Source organism: Micromonospora sp. PTRAS2, from assembly GCF_054052245.1.
This window is the reverse complement of the sequence record NZ_JBSWBU010000003.1, coordinates 448,843-463,630: the sequence shown is the minus strand read 5'-3', so window position 1 is coordinate 463,630 and position 14,788 is coordinate 448,843. Positions and strand designations below refer to the sequence as shown.

Below are 14,788 nucleotides of genomic sequence, written 5' to 3'. Positions count from 1 at the left end.
CTAACCCCGCAGGTGGCCGTCGCCCGTCACCACGTACTTCGTGCTCGTCAGCTCCGGCAGGCCCATCGGCCCCCGGGCGTGCAGCTTCTGCGTCGAGATGCCGATCTCCGCGCCGAAGCCGAACTCGCCGCCGTCGGTGAACCGGGTCGAGGCGTTGACCATCACCGCCGCCGCGTCGACCCGGGCCACGAACTCGCGGGCCGCCGACTGGGAGTCGGTGACGATCGCCTCGGTGTGCCCCGTGCCGTACCGGCGGATGTGCGCCACCGCCGCGTCGAGCGAGTCGACGACGGCGACGGAGATGTCCGCCGACAGGTATTCCGTGGCGAAGTCCTCGTCGGTCGCCGGCACCACCGCCGACGAGTACGCGGCGACCTCCGGCGAGCCGTGCACCGTCACCCCGGCCTCGGCGAACGCGGCCAGCACCGCCGGCAGGAACGCGTCCGCGACGGAGGCGTGCACGAGCAGCGACTCGGCGGTGTTGCAGGTCGACAGGCGCTGGGTCTTGGCGTTCAGGGTGATCGCGACGGCCTTGGCGAGGTCGGCGGCGGCGTCGACGTACACGTGGCAGTTGCCGACCCCCGTCTCGATCACCGGCACCGTCGACTCCTCGACGACGGTGCGGATCAGCGACGCCCCGCCGCGCGGGATCAGCACGTCGACCAGGCCGCGCGCCCGCATCAGCTCCTTGACCGAGTCGCGGGAGCTGGCGTCGAGCAGCTGCACGGCGTCCGCCGGCAGGCCGGCCGAGGCGACCGCGTCGCGCAGCACCGCCACCAGGGCCGCGTTGGAGTGCGCCGCCGAGCCGGAGCCGCGCAGCAGCGCCGCGTTGCCCGACTTCAGGCAGATCCCGGCGGCGTCCACGGTCACGTTCGGGCGGGCCTCGTAGATGATCCCGACCACCCCGAACGGCACCCGGACCTGCCGCAGCTCCAGCCCGTTGGGCAGGGTCGAGCCGCGTACCACCTCGCCGACCGGGTCGGGCAGCGCGGCCATCTCGCGCAGCGCCTCGGCGATGCCCGCCACCCGCGCGGCGTCGAGCGCGAGCCGGTCCAGGATGGCCGCGCTCAGCCCGGCCTCCCGCCCGGCCGCCAGGTCCGCCGCGTTCGCGGTCACGATCTCGGGGGTACGCGCGACCAGCGCGTCGGCCATCGCCACCAGCGCGGCGTCCTTGGTGGTGCGCGTGGCGACCGCCAGGGCCTCCGCCGCGCCCCGGGCCCGCCTGGCCTGCTCGACGACGCTCATCCAGTTCACTCCTCACGGTGTTAGGAAGGGGCCCCTGTACAACAGAATGCGTTAACAGGGGGCCCCTGCTTACAGCAGCACCAGGTCGTCGCGGTGGACGACCTCACGTTCGTACGCCGGCCCGAGCGCCGCCGCCAGCTCGCCCGTCGAGCGGCCGAGCAGCCCCGGCAGCTCCACGGCGTCGTAGTTGACCAGCCCCCGGGCCACCGGCGCGCCCCCCGCGTCGACCAGGTCGACGGGGTCGCCGGCGGTGAACGCCCCGTCGACGGCGGTGATCCCGGCCGGCAGCAGCGACTTGCGCCGCCCCACCACGGCGGCCACCGCGCCCGCGTCGAGGTGCAGCCGGCCGCGCGGGGTGGTGGCGTGGGCCAGCCAGAACAGCCGGGCGGTCGGGCGTCTGCGCTCGGCGTGGAACAGGGTGCCGACCTCGTCGCCGGCCAGCGCGGCGGCGGCCAGTCCGGCGGCGGTGAGCACCACGGGGATGCCGAAGCCGGTGGCGATCCGGGCCGCCTCGACCTTGGTGACCATGCCGCCGGTGCCGACGCCGGCCCGCCCGGCCCCGCCGATCTGCACGCCGGCCAGGTCGCGTTCGTCGCGGACGTCGGTGATCCGGGTCGACTCGGGCCTGGCCGGGTCGCCGGTCCACAGGGCGTCGACGTCGGAGAGCAGCACCAGCAGCTCGGCGTGGACGAGGGCGGCGACGAGGGCGGCGAGCCGGTCGTTGTCGCCGAACCGGATCTCCTCGGTGGCGACGGTGTCGTTCTCGTTAACGATCGGCACGGCCCGCAGGTCGAGCAGCTTGCGCAGCGTCCGGTACGCGTTGCGGTAGTGCGCCCGGCGGGTCACGTCGTCGACGGTGAGCAGCACCTGCCCGACGGTGAGGCGGTGCTGGGCGAAGCCGGCCGCGTACCGGCCGATGAGCAGGCCTTGGCCGACGCTGGCGGCGGCCTGCTGGGTGGCCAGGTCGCGCGGGCGGCGGCTGAGCCCGAGCGGGGCGAGCCCGGCGGCGATCGCGCCGGAGGAGACCAGCACCACCTCGCGGCCGTCGGCGGCGAGCCGGGCGAGGGTGTCGACGAGCGCGTCGACGCGGGCGTCGTCGAGGCCCCCGGACGCGGTGGTCAGCGAGGACGAGCCGATCTTGACGACGACCCGCCGGGCCGAGGTGACTGCGAGACGCACCCGCCCATTCTGCGCGGTCGGGTCGGCGGCCCCCGGTCGCGTTCCCATATCGTGGCAGCTCGTGACACCTGCGGAGTACGTCGAGGCGGTCCTGGAGCTGGTCGAGCGCATCCCGCCGGGGCGGGTGATGTCGTACGGCGCGGTCGCCGACGCGCTGGCCGAGCGCTCGGGGCGGGCGTCGGCGCGGCTGGTCGGCTCGATCATGGCCCGGCACGGGGGCGGGGTGCCGTGGCACCGGGTGGTCACCTCTGCGGGCCGGCTGCCGCCCGGTCACGAGGTCGAGGCGCGGGCCCGGCTGCGCGCCGAGGGTGCCCCGCTGGGCGGGACGGGGGTGGACATGGCCGCCGCTGCCTGGTCGCCGGAAGAGGGGATGTGACCGCGACCATAACGTGAGTAACATTCGGCGTCATGACGCTGCCGCCCGCCGGACCCGGGACGCCGCAGTCCGGCGGCCACGTCCTGCCCCGCCGGGTGCACGCCGGCTACGCGCTCGGTTCCCTGGTCACCGGGGCGTTCGGCACCGTGCCGGGGCTGCTGCTCCTGCCCTACCTGACCGACACCCTCGGCGTCGCCGCCGGGGTGGCCGCCCTGCTGGTGCTCCTGCCGAAGGCGTGGGACGTGCTGGTCAACCCCGTCGCCGGGCGGATCTCCGACCGGACCAGGTCGCGCTGGGGGGCCCGCCGGCCGTACCTGCTGCTCGGCGGCCTCGCCCTCGCCGCGCTGTTCGCCGCGATCTTCGCCGCCCCGTTCGGCGCGGGCCCGGCCGCCGGGGCGTACGTCGCCCTCGCCTTCCTCGCCACGGCGACCGCGTTCGCGTTCTTCCAGGTCCCCTACGTGGCGATGCCGGCCGAGCTGACCGACGACTACGCCGAACGTACCCGGCTGATGAGCTGGCGGATCGCGGTGCTGGCGGTGGCCATCCTGGTCTCCGGCGCGGTGGCCCCCGCCGTGGTGACCGCCGGCGGCGACGGCGTCGCCGGGCACCGCTGGATGGGCCTGTTCGTCGCCGCGCTGATCGTGCTCGGCACCCTCGGCGCGTTCCTCGGCACCCGGGGCGCGCCCACCGGCACGGTCGGCGAGAGCGAGCCGACGCTGCGCGCCCAGCTCGCCGTCGCCGCCCGCAACCGGCCGTTCCGGGCGCTGCTGGTCTGCTTCGTGATCCAGTCCGCCGGGGTCGCCACCATCCTGGCCGGGGTCAGCTACTTCGCCGACCAGGTGCTGCGCGACCCGACCACCGGCCCCACCGTGCTGTTCGCCTGCTTCGTCGGGCCGGCGCTGCTGGTGATGCCGCTGTGGACCCGCGTCGGCGCGCGGGTCGGCAAGCGGTCCGCGCTGGTCGCCGCGTCCGCGCTGCTCACGGCGGGGGCCGCCGGCCTGGTCGCCGCGCCGGTGCTGCCGGCCGTCGCGGTCTACCTCGTGGTCGCGGTCATCGGCGTCGGGTACGCCGGCCAGCAGGTCTTCGCGCTGGCCATGCTGCCCGACTGCATCGCGTACGACACGGCGCGCACCGGCCGCCGGCAGGCCGGCGTGTTCACCGGCCTGTGGACGGCGGGGGAGACCCTCGGCCTCGCCCTCGGCCCCGGCATCTACGGCTTGGTGCTCCAGCTCAGCGGGTACGTCTCCTCCGACACCGGCACGGCGGCAGCGCAGTCCGACGCGGCCCGCCTCGGCGTGCTGCTGGGCTTCACGGTGCTGCCGGCCCTGCTGGTGGGCCCGCCCCTGCTCCTGCTGCGCCACTACACGCTCACCCGGGACGACCTGCTGACCGTCGCCACCGGCCACCACGAGACCGGCCACCACGAGAGGAACGTCACCGCCGCATGAGCGACGACCAGGACAACGGCCAGGACACCGGCCGGGCGCTGCCGGAGCGCGGGCTGCCGGCCGAGCGGGTGCTCGGCGACATCGGGGCGCTGCGCGCGGGGGACCGGCCCACCCACGGGGGGCGGCTCTTCGCGTACGTCTACGACCCCGCCGTGCCCGGCCTCGACGAGCTGGCCGCCGCCGCCCACGCGAGCAGCGCGCACGTCAACGGCCTCGACCCGACCGCGTTCCCGTCGCTGCTGGCGATGGAGAACGCGCTGGTCGGGGCGGCGTCCCGGCTGCTCGGCGGCGGCCCCGCCAGCACCGCGCCGGACGTCGTCGGCAGCGTCACCAGCGGCGGCACCGAGTCGCTGATCCTCGCCGTGAAGGCCGCCCGCGACGCCCGCCCCGACGTCGCCGCGCCCCGCATCGCCGTCCCGGTGACCGCCCACGCGGCGTTCGCCAAGGCCGCCCACTACCTGCGGGTCGCCCTCGACCCGGTGCCCGTCGACCCGGTGACCCTGCGGCCGTCCGCCGCCGCCGTGGCCGCCGCGATCGGCCCCGACACGGTGCTGGTGGCCTGCTCCGCCCCCTCGTACGCGCACGGCGTCGTCGACCCCGTCGCCGAGATCGCGGCGGTGGCCGCCGAGGCCGGGGTGCGCTGCCACGTCGACGCCTGCTTCGGCGGCTGGACGCTGCCCTGGCTGCGCCGCCTCGGCGAGCCGGTGCCGCCGTTCGACTTCGCCGTCGCCGGGGTCACCTCGATCTCCGTCGACCTGCACAAGTACGCGTACGCCCCGAAGGGCGTCTCCGTGCTGCTGCACCGCACCCCGGCGCTGCGCGCCCCGCAGTTCTTCGCGTACGCCGACTGGCCCGGCTACACGATGGTCAACCCGGTGATCGCCTCCACCCGCTCGGGCGGCCCGATCGCCGCCGCGTACGCCACCCTGCGCCACCTCGGCGAGGACGGCTACCTGCGGCTGGCGGCGGCGACCCGCGACGCCGTGGCCGGCCTCGCCGACGCGGTACGCGGCACCGCCGGGCTGCGGCTGCTGGCCGAGCCCGAGTCGACGGTGGTCTGCTTCACCTCCACCGACCCGACGCTGGACCTGTTCGTGCTGGTCGACGAGCTGACCGCGCGCGGCTGGCACACCCAGCCCCAGCTCTCGTACGCCGACCTGCCGGCCAGCGTGCACCTCACCGTGACCGCCGCGGTGGCCCCCCGGGTGGCGGAGTTCGGCCCCGACCTGGCCGACGCGGCGGCGGCGGCCCGCGCCGCCGGCCCGGTGGAGCTGCCCGCCGAGCTGACCGCGCTCGCGGCGACCCTGACCCCGGACGCGCTCACCCCGGAACTGGTCGCCGGCCTGGCCGCCGCCCTCGGCCTCGGCGGGCCGGGTGCCGGCCCCGGCGGCGCGGCGGCGGACGGTGCGGGCGGCGCGGCGGCCCGTCCCGGCGGCTCGGCGGACGGTGCGGGCGGCTTCGCGCCGGACGCCACCGTCAACGCCCTGCTCGACGCCGCCCCGCCGGCCCTGCGGGAGCGGCTGCTGGTCGAGTTCGTCGGCCTGCTGCAACGCCCCACGTACTGAGCTGTCCCTGCGCCGCCGCCCCGAGCTGTCCCGTTCGGGGCGGGCGGCGGCTGTGGTTGACTGGCGCGGGAGAGAGGAGGCGGTCGTGCAGCTGCCGGCAGTGCTCGGGGAGCCGATCCGGTTCGTGCTGAACTGGGGCCGCCGCTACTCGCTGTGGGTGTTCAACTTCGGCCTCGCCTGCTGCGCGATCGAGTTCATCGCCACCAGCATGGGCCGGCACGACTTCATCCGGCTCGGGGTGATCCCGTTCGCCCACGGCCCGCGCCAGGCCGACCTCATGGTGGTCTCCGGCACGGTCACCGACAAGATGGCCCCGGCGATCAAGCGGCTCTACGACCAGATGCCCGAGCCGAAGTACGTCATCTCCTTCGGCGCGTGCTCCAACTGCGGCGGCCCCTACTGGGACTCGTACTCGGTGACCAAGGGCGTCGACCAGCTCATCCCCGTCGACGTGTACGTGCCCGGCTGCCCGCCCCGCCCGGAGGCGCTGCTGCACGGCATCCTGCGTCTGCAGGAGAAGATCGCCGCCGAGCAGTCCGGCATCGGCGGCGTCCCCCGCCCCGACCCCCTGGCCTCCCCGGCTGACGCCGCTCCCGCCGCCGCCCGGCCGCCCCGCCCGGTGGACTCGCTGACGGCCCCGCCGATCCGCCGGCCCACCACCCCCTGAAGCCACCTCGCGACAGGGGCGCTCCCGGGGGTGGTGGCGGGGGTCAGCCGGTCACTGCGGGGCCAGGGTGAACGTGACGACGTTGTCCCCCGGGGTCGCGTCGGGGCTCACCCCGAACCACGCGGTCCACAGTTCCAGGGTGACGTCCCGGGCGCTGGTGGGGGCGCTGAAGACCACGTCGAAGGCGCGCTCCTCGCCCGGCATCATCCGCGTTCCCGGCACCAGGGTCTCGTCCGAGTACGCCGGGCCGGACGTCGGATCGGTGCCTTCGATCACCACGCCAGCCGGGAGGTTGGTGGCCTTGAGGTAGAGGCTGCTGTGCGGGGCGTCGCCGGCGTACCGGACCCGCACCGGGAGCCGGTAGCTGCCGTAGGGGTCGACGGTGACCGGGCCGGTCACGTCGATCGCCGCGTCCGGGCGGGCGTCCTGGACGTACGGGACCGGACGGGGGCGGGTCAGCGACCCGGTGGTGGACCGGAACTGGGCGCCGAACGACGTGCTGACGCTCGCCCCGGCGGCCGAGAAGACGTCGAGCACACCCCCGGTGGCCGACATCGGGTAGGCGCGCGGGGTGGCCAGCACGTGGAAGCCGACGGAGAAGCTGCGGCTCTCGCCCGGCGCGAGGTCGCCGCCGTCACCCGGGACGGCGCAGATCCGGACCTCGTGGTTGTCCACCGGGTCCGCGTAGTCGCACTGGAGCGAGTCGGCGAACGAGCTGGGCACCGGCTCACGAACCTGGAACCAGAAGTGGTCGGCCGCCGGGCCCGGGTTGGTGATGGTCACCGGGAGGCTGCCCCGGTAGCCGCGCTCGGTCGGGTCCAGGATGAGCCGGCCCACCGAGACGGTGGCGGTCCCGGTCGGGCGGGCCGATGCGGGTTCGGTGGTGCGGGCCATCGCCGCCCCGGCCGGTGCCAGCGCGGCCGTGCAGCCGAGCAGGGCGATGGCGAGCAGGCCCGCCGTGCGTTCGATCATCGGTGTGGGTCCTCCGTGGGGCGCGTCCGGCGCGGTGCGCCGGGCGACGAAGCGGCACCACCGGGACGGCCCCGGCGATGTCGGGAGTGGTCCGTCCCGGGTGTCGCCGCGCCACGGCGTCGCCGCCGCGCGTGACCTTCCCGCGTCGCCACGTACCCCCGTACCGTGGCCGCGTCATCATCATCGATCCTCGGCCGGCCCGCCACCCCGTGTCCGGGTGCCGTCCGGCGGCAGCTCCGGGAGGCGGCCGGCGGTCCACCCCGGTCGGCGCGGTCCCAGCGTCGAGCGGCCACATCCCGCGGACGGCACCCGCACCCACCGGCCGGAGGCGCGACAGAACGTGACCCCCGCGCCGGCGACACAAGCCTCACCCCACCCCTTTGCTCTGCACCCGCATACGCAACGGCCACGCAGTGCAACCGGCTGCCGCACCCGCCGGCGGTCCGCGATCTTGCCGGCGGCCAGCTCCGTGGCGTGTTGCGTGGGTGGGTGCAGAGCAAAGGGAAGCGCAGGTGTCCTTCGCGGCCGGGGAGACGTGACGCAGAGTCAGGTCCCGCAGCTCTTCGCGGCCGGCAGCCCCTGCCCGGATCGCTTCGCACCGGGCGCCGTGATGGACCTCACCGGCTGGCGCGGCGCAGGGGGTAGGTGGGACGGTGGCGGGCTGGGATTAGCCTGCGGCCATGAACCAGTCTGCGGACAAGCGTTCCGCTTTCATCGTCGACGTGCTGACCGAGGAGTTCGGCGCGTCGATGGCGCTCGACCCGGCGGCGTTCCGCCGCAAGTTCCGCAAGATGGCCGCCTCGCCGTTCGCCTTCTACCGGGGCAGCGCCTCGCTCTTCTACGCCGACCAGCGCGGCGACTTCGCCGACGACGCGTTCCTCGACGAGCGCACCAGCCGGGTGTGGATCCACGGGGACCTGCACGCGGAGAACTTCGGCACCTACATGAACGCCTCCGGGCGGCTCGTGTTCAACGTCAACGACTTCGACGAGGCGTACGTCGGGCCGTTCACCTGGGACCTGCGCCGCCTCGCCGCCAGCGTCGCCCTGCTCGGGTACGCCAAGGCGCTCTCCGACCGCGCGATCGGTGACCTGGTCGCCGGCTTCGCCCGGTCGTACCTGACGGAGCTGCGGGCCATCGCCGCCGGCGGGGACGACGCGATCGGCTCGATCACCCTCGACAACGCCGACGGCGTGCTGCGCCGGGTGCTCCAGCAGGCCCGGCTCAACACCCGGGTGGACCTGCTCGCCGCGCAGACCACCGTCGACAACTACGAGCGCCGGTTCTCCCTCGGCGACGGGGTGTTCGAGATCGACGGCGACACCCGGGAGAAGGTCTGCGCCGCGTTCGCCGAGTACCTCGGCACGCTGCCGGAGTCCTCGGCGAACCTGCGCCCGGTCTCCGCGCACATCAAGGACGTCGTCCTGCGCAAGGGGGTGGGCATCGGCTCGGCCGGGCTGCCGTCGTACAACCTGCTGCTGGAGGGGCACACCGAGGCGCTGGAGAACGACGTCGTCATCTACATGAAGCAGGCCCAGGTGCCGGCGGTCGCCCGGCACATCGACGACGAGCGGGTGCGGTCGTACTTCCGGCACCAGGGGCACCGGACGGCGGAGTCGCAGCGGGCGCTGCAGGCCCATGCCGACCCGTGGCTGGGCTTCACCGAGCTGGACGGGGCGGGCCAGCTCGTCGCCGAGGTCTCCCCGTACGCCGCCGACCTGGACTGGTCGGACGTCAACGAGCCGGAGGAGCTGGCCGGGGTGCTGGCCGACCTGGGCCGGGCGGTGGCCCGGATGCACTCGGTCGCCGACGACGAGTCCAGCCACGACCTGGTCGACTACTCCACCGAGGAGGCGATCGTCGGGGCGGTCGAGACGGACCCCGACGGCTTCGTCGCGGGCCTGGTGGAGTTCGCCCACGCGTACGGGCTGCGGGCCCGCGAGGACCACCAGCTCTTCGTCGACCTGTTCCGCAACGGCCGGCTGCCCGGCATCTGAGCAGGGCCGAGTCTCACAGGGTGAAGTCGAGCACCACCTTGATGTCGTCGCCGGTGGGGGTGTACGCCTGCGCGTACTCCGCCACCGGCACCCGGCGGGTGATCAGCGCGTTCAGCCAGGACTGGTCGGCGCGGGCCAGCGCCGCGGCGGCCAGGTCCCAGTGCCGCCGATTGGCGTTGACCGAGCCGAACACCACGTTGTTCTCCAGCACCAGCTCCCGGTTGAGCGCCCCGGCGTCGAAGTCGAGGGGCCGGCCGCCGCTGGACACGCCGGTGAGGCAGACGATGCCGGTCGGCCCGGCCTTGCACATCGCGTCGAGCACGACCGACGGCGCGCCGGTGCACTCCACCACCACGTCCGGCACCAGGTCGAGCTGCCCGACCGGCCCCGTGTGGTACGTCGCGCCGAGCGCCCGGACCAGGTCCGGCTTCGGCCCGGTCTCGGCGCGGTCCAGCACGTGCACGGCGAACCCGCGCTGGGTGGCCAGCAGCGCCGCCAGCAGGCCGATCGGCCCGGCCCCGGTGACCAGCGCGGTCTGCGGCTGCCACTCGGCGCGGGCCCCGATGCGCTCGATGTGGTCCCACGCCTTCGCCACCACGCTGGTCGGCTCCAGCAGCATCCCCACGGGAGCGAGGGCGGGGTCCAGCCCGACGGCGAAGCGCGGCTGCACCCGCCACCGGTCCCGGGCGAAGCCGGGCAGCCCCTTGATGCCGTGCTCCGTGTACTCGCCGTTGCGGCACATGTCCCACTCGCCGACCGCGCAGTTGGCGCAGGGCACCGGGTCCGGGTGCCGGACGATGCCGACCACCAGGTCACCGGGGTGCAGGGTGCCGCTCGGGTCCTCCAGCACCCGGCCCAGCGACTCGTGCCCGAGCACCAGGGCCGACGCGCCGGGCGGGGCCTCGCCGAAGGTGCCCTCGACGATCTCGTGGTCGGTGCCGCAGATCCCCACGGCCAGCGCCTCGACGAGGATCGCCCCCTCCTCGGCGTGCGGCTCCGGGTAGTCGTCCACCAGCCGCAGCGAGTCGCGGACTCCGGGGTTGACGGTCACGGCGCGCACGACCCCCATCCTTCCCCGCCGGGCGCGCCGCCGCTCGGCGAATCCGGCATCCGGCCCGCCGCCCGCCCGGCAGAACCGGCATCCGGCCCGCCCCGGGGGACCGGCGTCGGTCATAGGATCAGCGGCATGACTCCCGAAGAGGTCGGCCAGCGGCTGGTCGCGCTGCTCGCGCCCGTCGAGGCCACCGCGTCGGTGTCCGGCGGCCAGGCGTACGCGCGGGCCACCGTCGACGTACCCCCGGCGAGCTGGCGGGACGCGCTGCGCGCGGCCCGCGACGACGCCGACCTGGGCTGCGACTTCTTCGACTGGCTCTCCGCCGTCGACCAGCTCGCCGACGGCTGCGAGGTGGTCGCCCACCTGTGGTCGACGGGGCGTCGGCACGGCCTGCTGCTGCGCACCCGGGTGCCGTGGGACGCGCCCCGGGTGGACTCGGTCGTCGACCTCTATCCCGGCGCGGCCTGGCACGAGCGGGAGACGTTCGAGATGTTCGGCGTCGACTTTCCCGGGCACGGCGAGCTGCGTCCGCTGCTGCTGCCGCCGGAGTTCGAGGGGCACCCGTTGCGCAAGGAGTTCGTGCTCGCCTCCCGGGTGGCCAAGCCGTGGCCGGGCGCGAAGGAGCCGGGCGAGTCGACCGCGGCCGGTGGCCGCCGGGCGGTGCGCCCGCCGGGGGTGCCGGCCCCGGGCGAGTGGGGGCCGGCGTCGCCGCCCGCCGCCACCCCGCCCACCGCGCGACCCGCTGCCGCCACCCCGCCCGCCGCCGCGCAGCGGGGCGACGGCGACGGGGGCGCGGCCTGATGCCCGACTGGTTGGAGGCCGTGCTGCGGGTGGTCGGCGTGCTGGTCGCCTTCCTCACGCTGCCGCTCGTCGTCGGGCAGGCCGAGCACAAGGTGATGGCGCACATGCAGGGCCGGCTCGGCCCGATGTACGCGGGCGGCTTCCACGGCTGGGCGCAGCTCGTCGCCGACGGGGTCAAGTTCGTGCAGAAGGAGGACGTGACCCCCCGGGAGGCGGACCGGGCGGTGTTCCGGCTGGCCCCCGTGGTGGCCCTGGTGCCCTACCTGCTCGCCCTGCTGGTGATCCCGCTCGGGCCCGGCGACCTGGTGGGCCAGCCGCTGGACATCGGCCTGTTCTTCGTCCTGGCCGTGGTCGGGGTGGGCGTGGTGGCGGTGCTGATGTCGGCGTGGGCGTCGGCCAACAAGTACAGCCTGCTCGGCGGGCTGCGCGGGGCCGCCCAGCTGCTCGGCTACGAGCTGCCCCTGGTGCTGGCTGCCGCGTCGGTGGCGATGGCGGCCGGCACGCTGAGCCTGCCGGGCATCGTCGAGGCGTGGCGGCCGTGGTGGCTGCTCTGGCAGGCCCCCGCGATGATCGTCTTCTTCGTCGCCGGGCTGGCCGAGATCCGCCGGCCCCCGTTCGACATGCCGGTCGCCGACTCGGAGCTGGTCTTCGGCTACATGACGGAGTACACGGGGCTGCGCTTCGCGTTCTTCCTGCTCGCCGAGTACGTCGGCATCGTGGTGATCGCCGCGCTGACCACCGTGCTCTTCCTCGGCGGCTGGCAGGGCCCGTTCGCCGACGCCCAGCTCGGCTGGCTGTGGACGCTGCTGAAGGTCTTCGCCGTCTCGTTCGTGATCATCTGGCTGCGGGTGTCGTACCCCCGGCTGCGCGAGGACCAGCTCCAGCGGTTGTGCTGGCTGGTGCTGGTGCCGGCCTCCCTCGCCCAGCTCGTCCTCACGGCCGCCATCCGCGTCTGGATGTAAGGAAGGGCCCCCTGTTAACGCATTCTGTTGTACAGGGGACCCCTCCTAACACTCCTAACACTCGTTACGGGGCGGCGTAGAGCAGGCGGTTCGGCGAGCCGGGGCCCGGGTTGCCCACCACGCCGGTGGTGGCGGCGGCGATCAGCGCGCTCTTGGCCTGCGCGAGGGTGGCCGTCGGGAACTGCTGCCGGTAACGCGCCATCCACCCGGTGACGTGCGGCGCGGCCATCGAGGTGCCCGACCAGCCGGAGGCGACGGCCGTGTTCGAGGCGATGCCGGCGGAGGTGATGTCGACGCCGGGGGCGAAGACGTCCACGCAGGTGCCGTAGCTGGAGAACGAGGCCCGGGTGTCCGTGACGTCGGTCGCGGCGACGGTGACGCCCCGGGACGAGCGGGGGCCGTTGGTGCAGGCGTCGGTGTTGAAGTTGTTGGCGATGAAGACGGTGTGCACGCCCGAGTCGATCAGGTTCTCGGCGGCGGTGTTGGGGGTGGTGCCGTACCCCTGGAGGCTGAAGTTCGCCACCGACACCGGGTCGTGGTTGGCGGCGATCCAGTCCATGCCCTCGATCAGGTCCGTCGTCCAGCCGGAGTTGTCGCACTGCAGGACGCGTACGGCCTTGATGGTGACGGCCTTGGCGACCCCGTACGTCGCGCCGCCGACCGTGCCGGCGACGTGCGTGCCGTGGCCGTGGCAGTCGTTGGTGCCGTTGCCGTCGCCGACCGCGTCGTAGACGCCGCTGGCCCGGCCGCCGAAGTCGACGTGGGTGGCCCGGATGCCCGAGTCGACCACGTAGACGGTGACGCCGGAACCGGTCGACGTGTAGCCGAAGCTGTTGTTCAGCGGCAGGTTGTGCTGGTCGATGCGGTCCAACCCCCAGGACGGCGGGTTCGACTGCACAGCAGACGTCGAGAAGTCGTCGGTGCCGCCGCCGTAGATGCGGCTGTCCCGCTCGACGTACGCGACGGCGGGGTCGGCCCGCACGGCGGCGAGGGCGGCCGGGGTGAGCCGGGCGGCGTACCCGTCGAGGACCCGGGTGTAGCGGTTGAGCACGGTGCCGCCGGCGCGCTCGGCGACGGCGGCGGCCCGGCTCGTGCGGGCGGTGCGCGTGGCGCGGTCGGTGCCGGCGGGCGGATCGGCGAGCACCACGATGTACCGGTCCGGCGCGGCCTCCGGCCCGCCCGGGCGCAGCGGGGCGGGCGCGGGACGGCCGGGCTCCGCCGCGCCGGGGGCGGCCGACGCGGGTACGGCGAGGGTGGTGACGAGCGCTCCGGTGAGCATGCCGGCCAGCACGCCGAGGCGTACCGTTCTGCGACCTGGCTTCCGCAAGGCTGATCTCCTCAACTGTGGACAGCCTGCGCCGAACACCGGCGAAAGGCCGGCGGCGCAGGCCACTCAAGTCGATCAGCCTGAATTGAAGCGAGTGTTAAATGATGAAGAGCATCGATGTGATTTCAGTCCGGCGGGGTGTGCGCCGGGTCGACCCGCTCGGCGGGCGGCGGGGGCGGCGGCGGGGTGCCGTCGCCGAAGGGTCGCCCACCGAGGGCCTCCCGGCCGTGCGGGGTGAGCCAGTTCGTCAGGTCCGGGCCGAGCGGGACGACCCCGGTCGGGTTGATGTCCCGGTGCACCTCGTAGTAGTGCCGCTTGATGTGGTCGAAGTCGATCGTGTCGCCGAATCCGGGGGTGGTGAACAGGTCCCGGGCGTACGCCCACAGCACCGGCATCTCCGACAGCTTGCTCCGGTTGCACTTGAAGTGGCCGTGGTAGACCGGGTCGAAGCGGACCAGCGTCGTGAACAGCCGCACGTCGGCCTCGGTGATCGTGTCGCCGACCAGGTACCGCTGCCCGGACAGCCGCTCGGTCAGCCAGTCCAGCCGGTCGAACAGCCGCCGGTACGCCGTCTCGTACGCCTTCTGGCTGCCGGCGAACCCGCACCGGTACACGCCGTTGTTGACGTCGGCGAAGACCACGGCGTTGACCTCGTCGATCTGGTCGCGCAGCCGGGCCGGGTACAGCTCGGGCGCGCCCTGCCGGTGGTACGCCGTCCACTCGGTCGACAGGTCCAGGCTCATCCGGGCGTAGTCGTTGGTGACCACCTGCCCCGTCGGCACGTCCACCATCGCCGGCACGGTGATCCCCCGCTCGTAGCCGGGGAACCGCCTGAAGTACGCCTCCTGGAGGCGCTCGATGCCGAGCACCGGGTCCCGCCCGCCCGGGTCAAGGTCGAACGTCCAGCTCCGGGCGTCGTGGGTCGGCCCGGCCACCGCCATCGAGATGGCGTCCTCCAGGCCGAGCAGCCGGCGCACGATGATCAGCCGGTTGGCCCAGGGACAGGCGCGGCTGACCGCCAGCCGGTAGCGACCCGGCTCGACCGGCCAGCCGTCCCGCCCGTCGGCGGTGATCCGGGTGGCGATGTACCGCTGGTCCCGGGTGAACTCCCCACCGGGCTCCACGTACTTGCCGCCGGGCTCCGCGCCGCTCGCGCCGGATTCCGAGCCCTTGCCGCCGGTCGTCGCGCCCGCCT

The 14,788-nt window shown here is 74.6% G+C and carries 13 protein-coding genes; 7 read left to right on the top strand and 6 right to left on the bottom strand.

The features are described from left to right. Positions 1-1,245 (bottom strand): glutamate-5-semialdehyde dehydrogenase, encoded by a 1,245-nt coding sequence (locus ACVMYR_RS12980; protein ID WP_091276546.1) that lies wholly within the window; start codon positions 1,243-1,245, stop codon positions 1-3. A gap of 69 nt (positions 1,246-1,314) precedes the next feature. Then, on the bottom strand, positions 1,315-2,472 hold the full coding sequence (gene proB / locus ACVMYR_RS12975; protein WP_457121885.1) for a glutamate 5-kinase: 1,158 nt from the start codon (positions 2,470-2,472) through the stop codon (positions 1,315-1,317). 13 nt (positions 2,473-2,485) lie between these two features. Between proB and ACVMYR_RS12970 the strand changes: the two genes are divergently transcribed. The 4 genes from ACVMYR_RS12970 to ACVMYR_RS12955 all read left to right on the top strand — a co-directional run bounded on the left by ACVMYR_RS12970 (position 2,486) and on the right by ACVMYR_RS12955 (position 6,480). Further along, entirely contained in the window at positions 2,486-2,800 is a 315-nt protein-coding gene (locus ACVMYR_RS12970; RefSeq protein WP_074472481.1) for an MGMT family protein, read from the top strand. A 32-nt stretch (positions 2,801-2,832) separates the two neighbouring features. Beyond that, positions 2,833-4,248, top strand: coding sequence for an MFS transporter (locus tag ACVMYR_RS12965; RefSeq protein WP_457121884.1), 1,416 nt, complete (start codon positions 2,833-2,835; stop codon positions 4,246-4,248). Next, positions 4,245-5,813, top strand: coding sequence for a pyridoxal phosphate-dependent decarboxylase family protein (locus ACVMYR_RS12960; RefSeq protein WP_457121883.1), 1,569 nt, complete (start codon positions 4,245-4,247; stop codon positions 5,811-5,813). The genes ACVMYR_RS12965 and ACVMYR_RS12960 overlap by 4 nt, the downstream gene beginning before the upstream one ends. 85 nt (positions 5,814-5,898) lie before the next feature. Further along, positions 5,899-6,480 carry an NADH-quinone oxidoreductase subunit B gene (locus tag ACVMYR_RS12955; protein ID WP_091276539.1) on the top strand — a complete coding sequence of 194 codons (582 nt, stop codon included), beginning with the start codon at positions 5,899-5,901 and terminating at the stop codon, positions 6,478-6,480. 51 nt (positions 6,481-6,531) lie between these two features. Here ACVMYR_RS12955 and ACVMYR_RS12950 read toward each other — a convergent pair whose 3' ends face one another. Continuing rightward, positions 6,532-7,452 carry a hypothetical protein gene (locus tag ACVMYR_RS12950; RefSeq protein ID WP_457121882.1) on the bottom strand — a complete coding sequence of 307 codons (921 nt, stop codon included), beginning with the start codon at positions 7,450-7,452 and terminating at the stop codon, positions 6,532-6,534. Positions 7,453-8,132: 680 nt separating this feature from the next. Here ACVMYR_RS12950 and ACVMYR_RS12945 point away from each other — a divergent pair. Next, complete coding sequence (locus tag ACVMYR_RS12945) at positions 8,133-9,449, top strand: DUF2252 domain-containing protein (RefSeq protein WP_431897191.1); 1,317 nt, start codon at positions 8,133-8,135, stop codon at positions 9,447-9,449. Positions 9,450-9,462: 13 nt separating this feature from the next. Here the strand turns inward: ACVMYR_RS12945 and ACVMYR_RS12940 are convergent, their stop codons facing one another. Next, complete coding sequence (locus ACVMYR_RS12940) at positions 9,463-10,509, bottom strand: glucose 1-dehydrogenase (RefSeq protein WP_198956615.1); 1,047 nt, start codon at positions 10,507-10,509, stop codon at positions 9,463-9,465. A gap of 126 nt (positions 10,510-10,635) precedes the next feature. On the opposite strand from ACVMYR_RS12940, the gene ACVMYR_RS12935 reads away from it, so the two are divergent. Together ACVMYR_RS12935 and ACVMYR_RS12930 are read left to right on the top strand one after the other, a co-directional pair. After that, positions 10,636-11,304, top strand: coding sequence for an NADH-quinone oxidoreductase subunit C (locus ACVMYR_RS12935; RefSeq protein ID WP_457121881.1), 669 nt, complete (start codon positions 10,636-10,638; stop codon positions 11,302-11,304). Then, positions 11,304-12,266, top strand: a complete 963-nt coding sequence (locus ACVMYR_RS12930) for a complex I subunit 1/NuoH family protein (RefSeq protein WP_077938289.1) — start codon at positions 11,304-11,306, stop codon at positions 12,264-12,266. The genes ACVMYR_RS12935 and ACVMYR_RS12930 overlap by 1 nt, the downstream gene beginning before the upstream one ends. A gap of 64 nt (positions 12,267-12,330) precedes the next feature. Here ACVMYR_RS12930 and ACVMYR_RS12925 read toward each other — a convergent pair whose 3' ends face one another. Then, positions 12,331-13,593: a S8 family peptidase gene (locus tag ACVMYR_RS12925; protein ID WP_457121880.1), complete on the bottom strand. Its 1,263-nt coding sequence runs from the start codon at positions 13,591-13,593 to the stop codon at positions 12,331-12,333. Positions 13,594-13,718: 125 nt separating this feature from the next. Next, entirely contained in the window at positions 13,719-14,717 is a 999-nt protein-coding gene (locus tag ACVMYR_RS12920; protein ID WP_457122050.1) for a glutathione S-transferase family protein, read from the bottom strand. Positions 14,718-14,788: the final 71 nt, after the last annotated feature.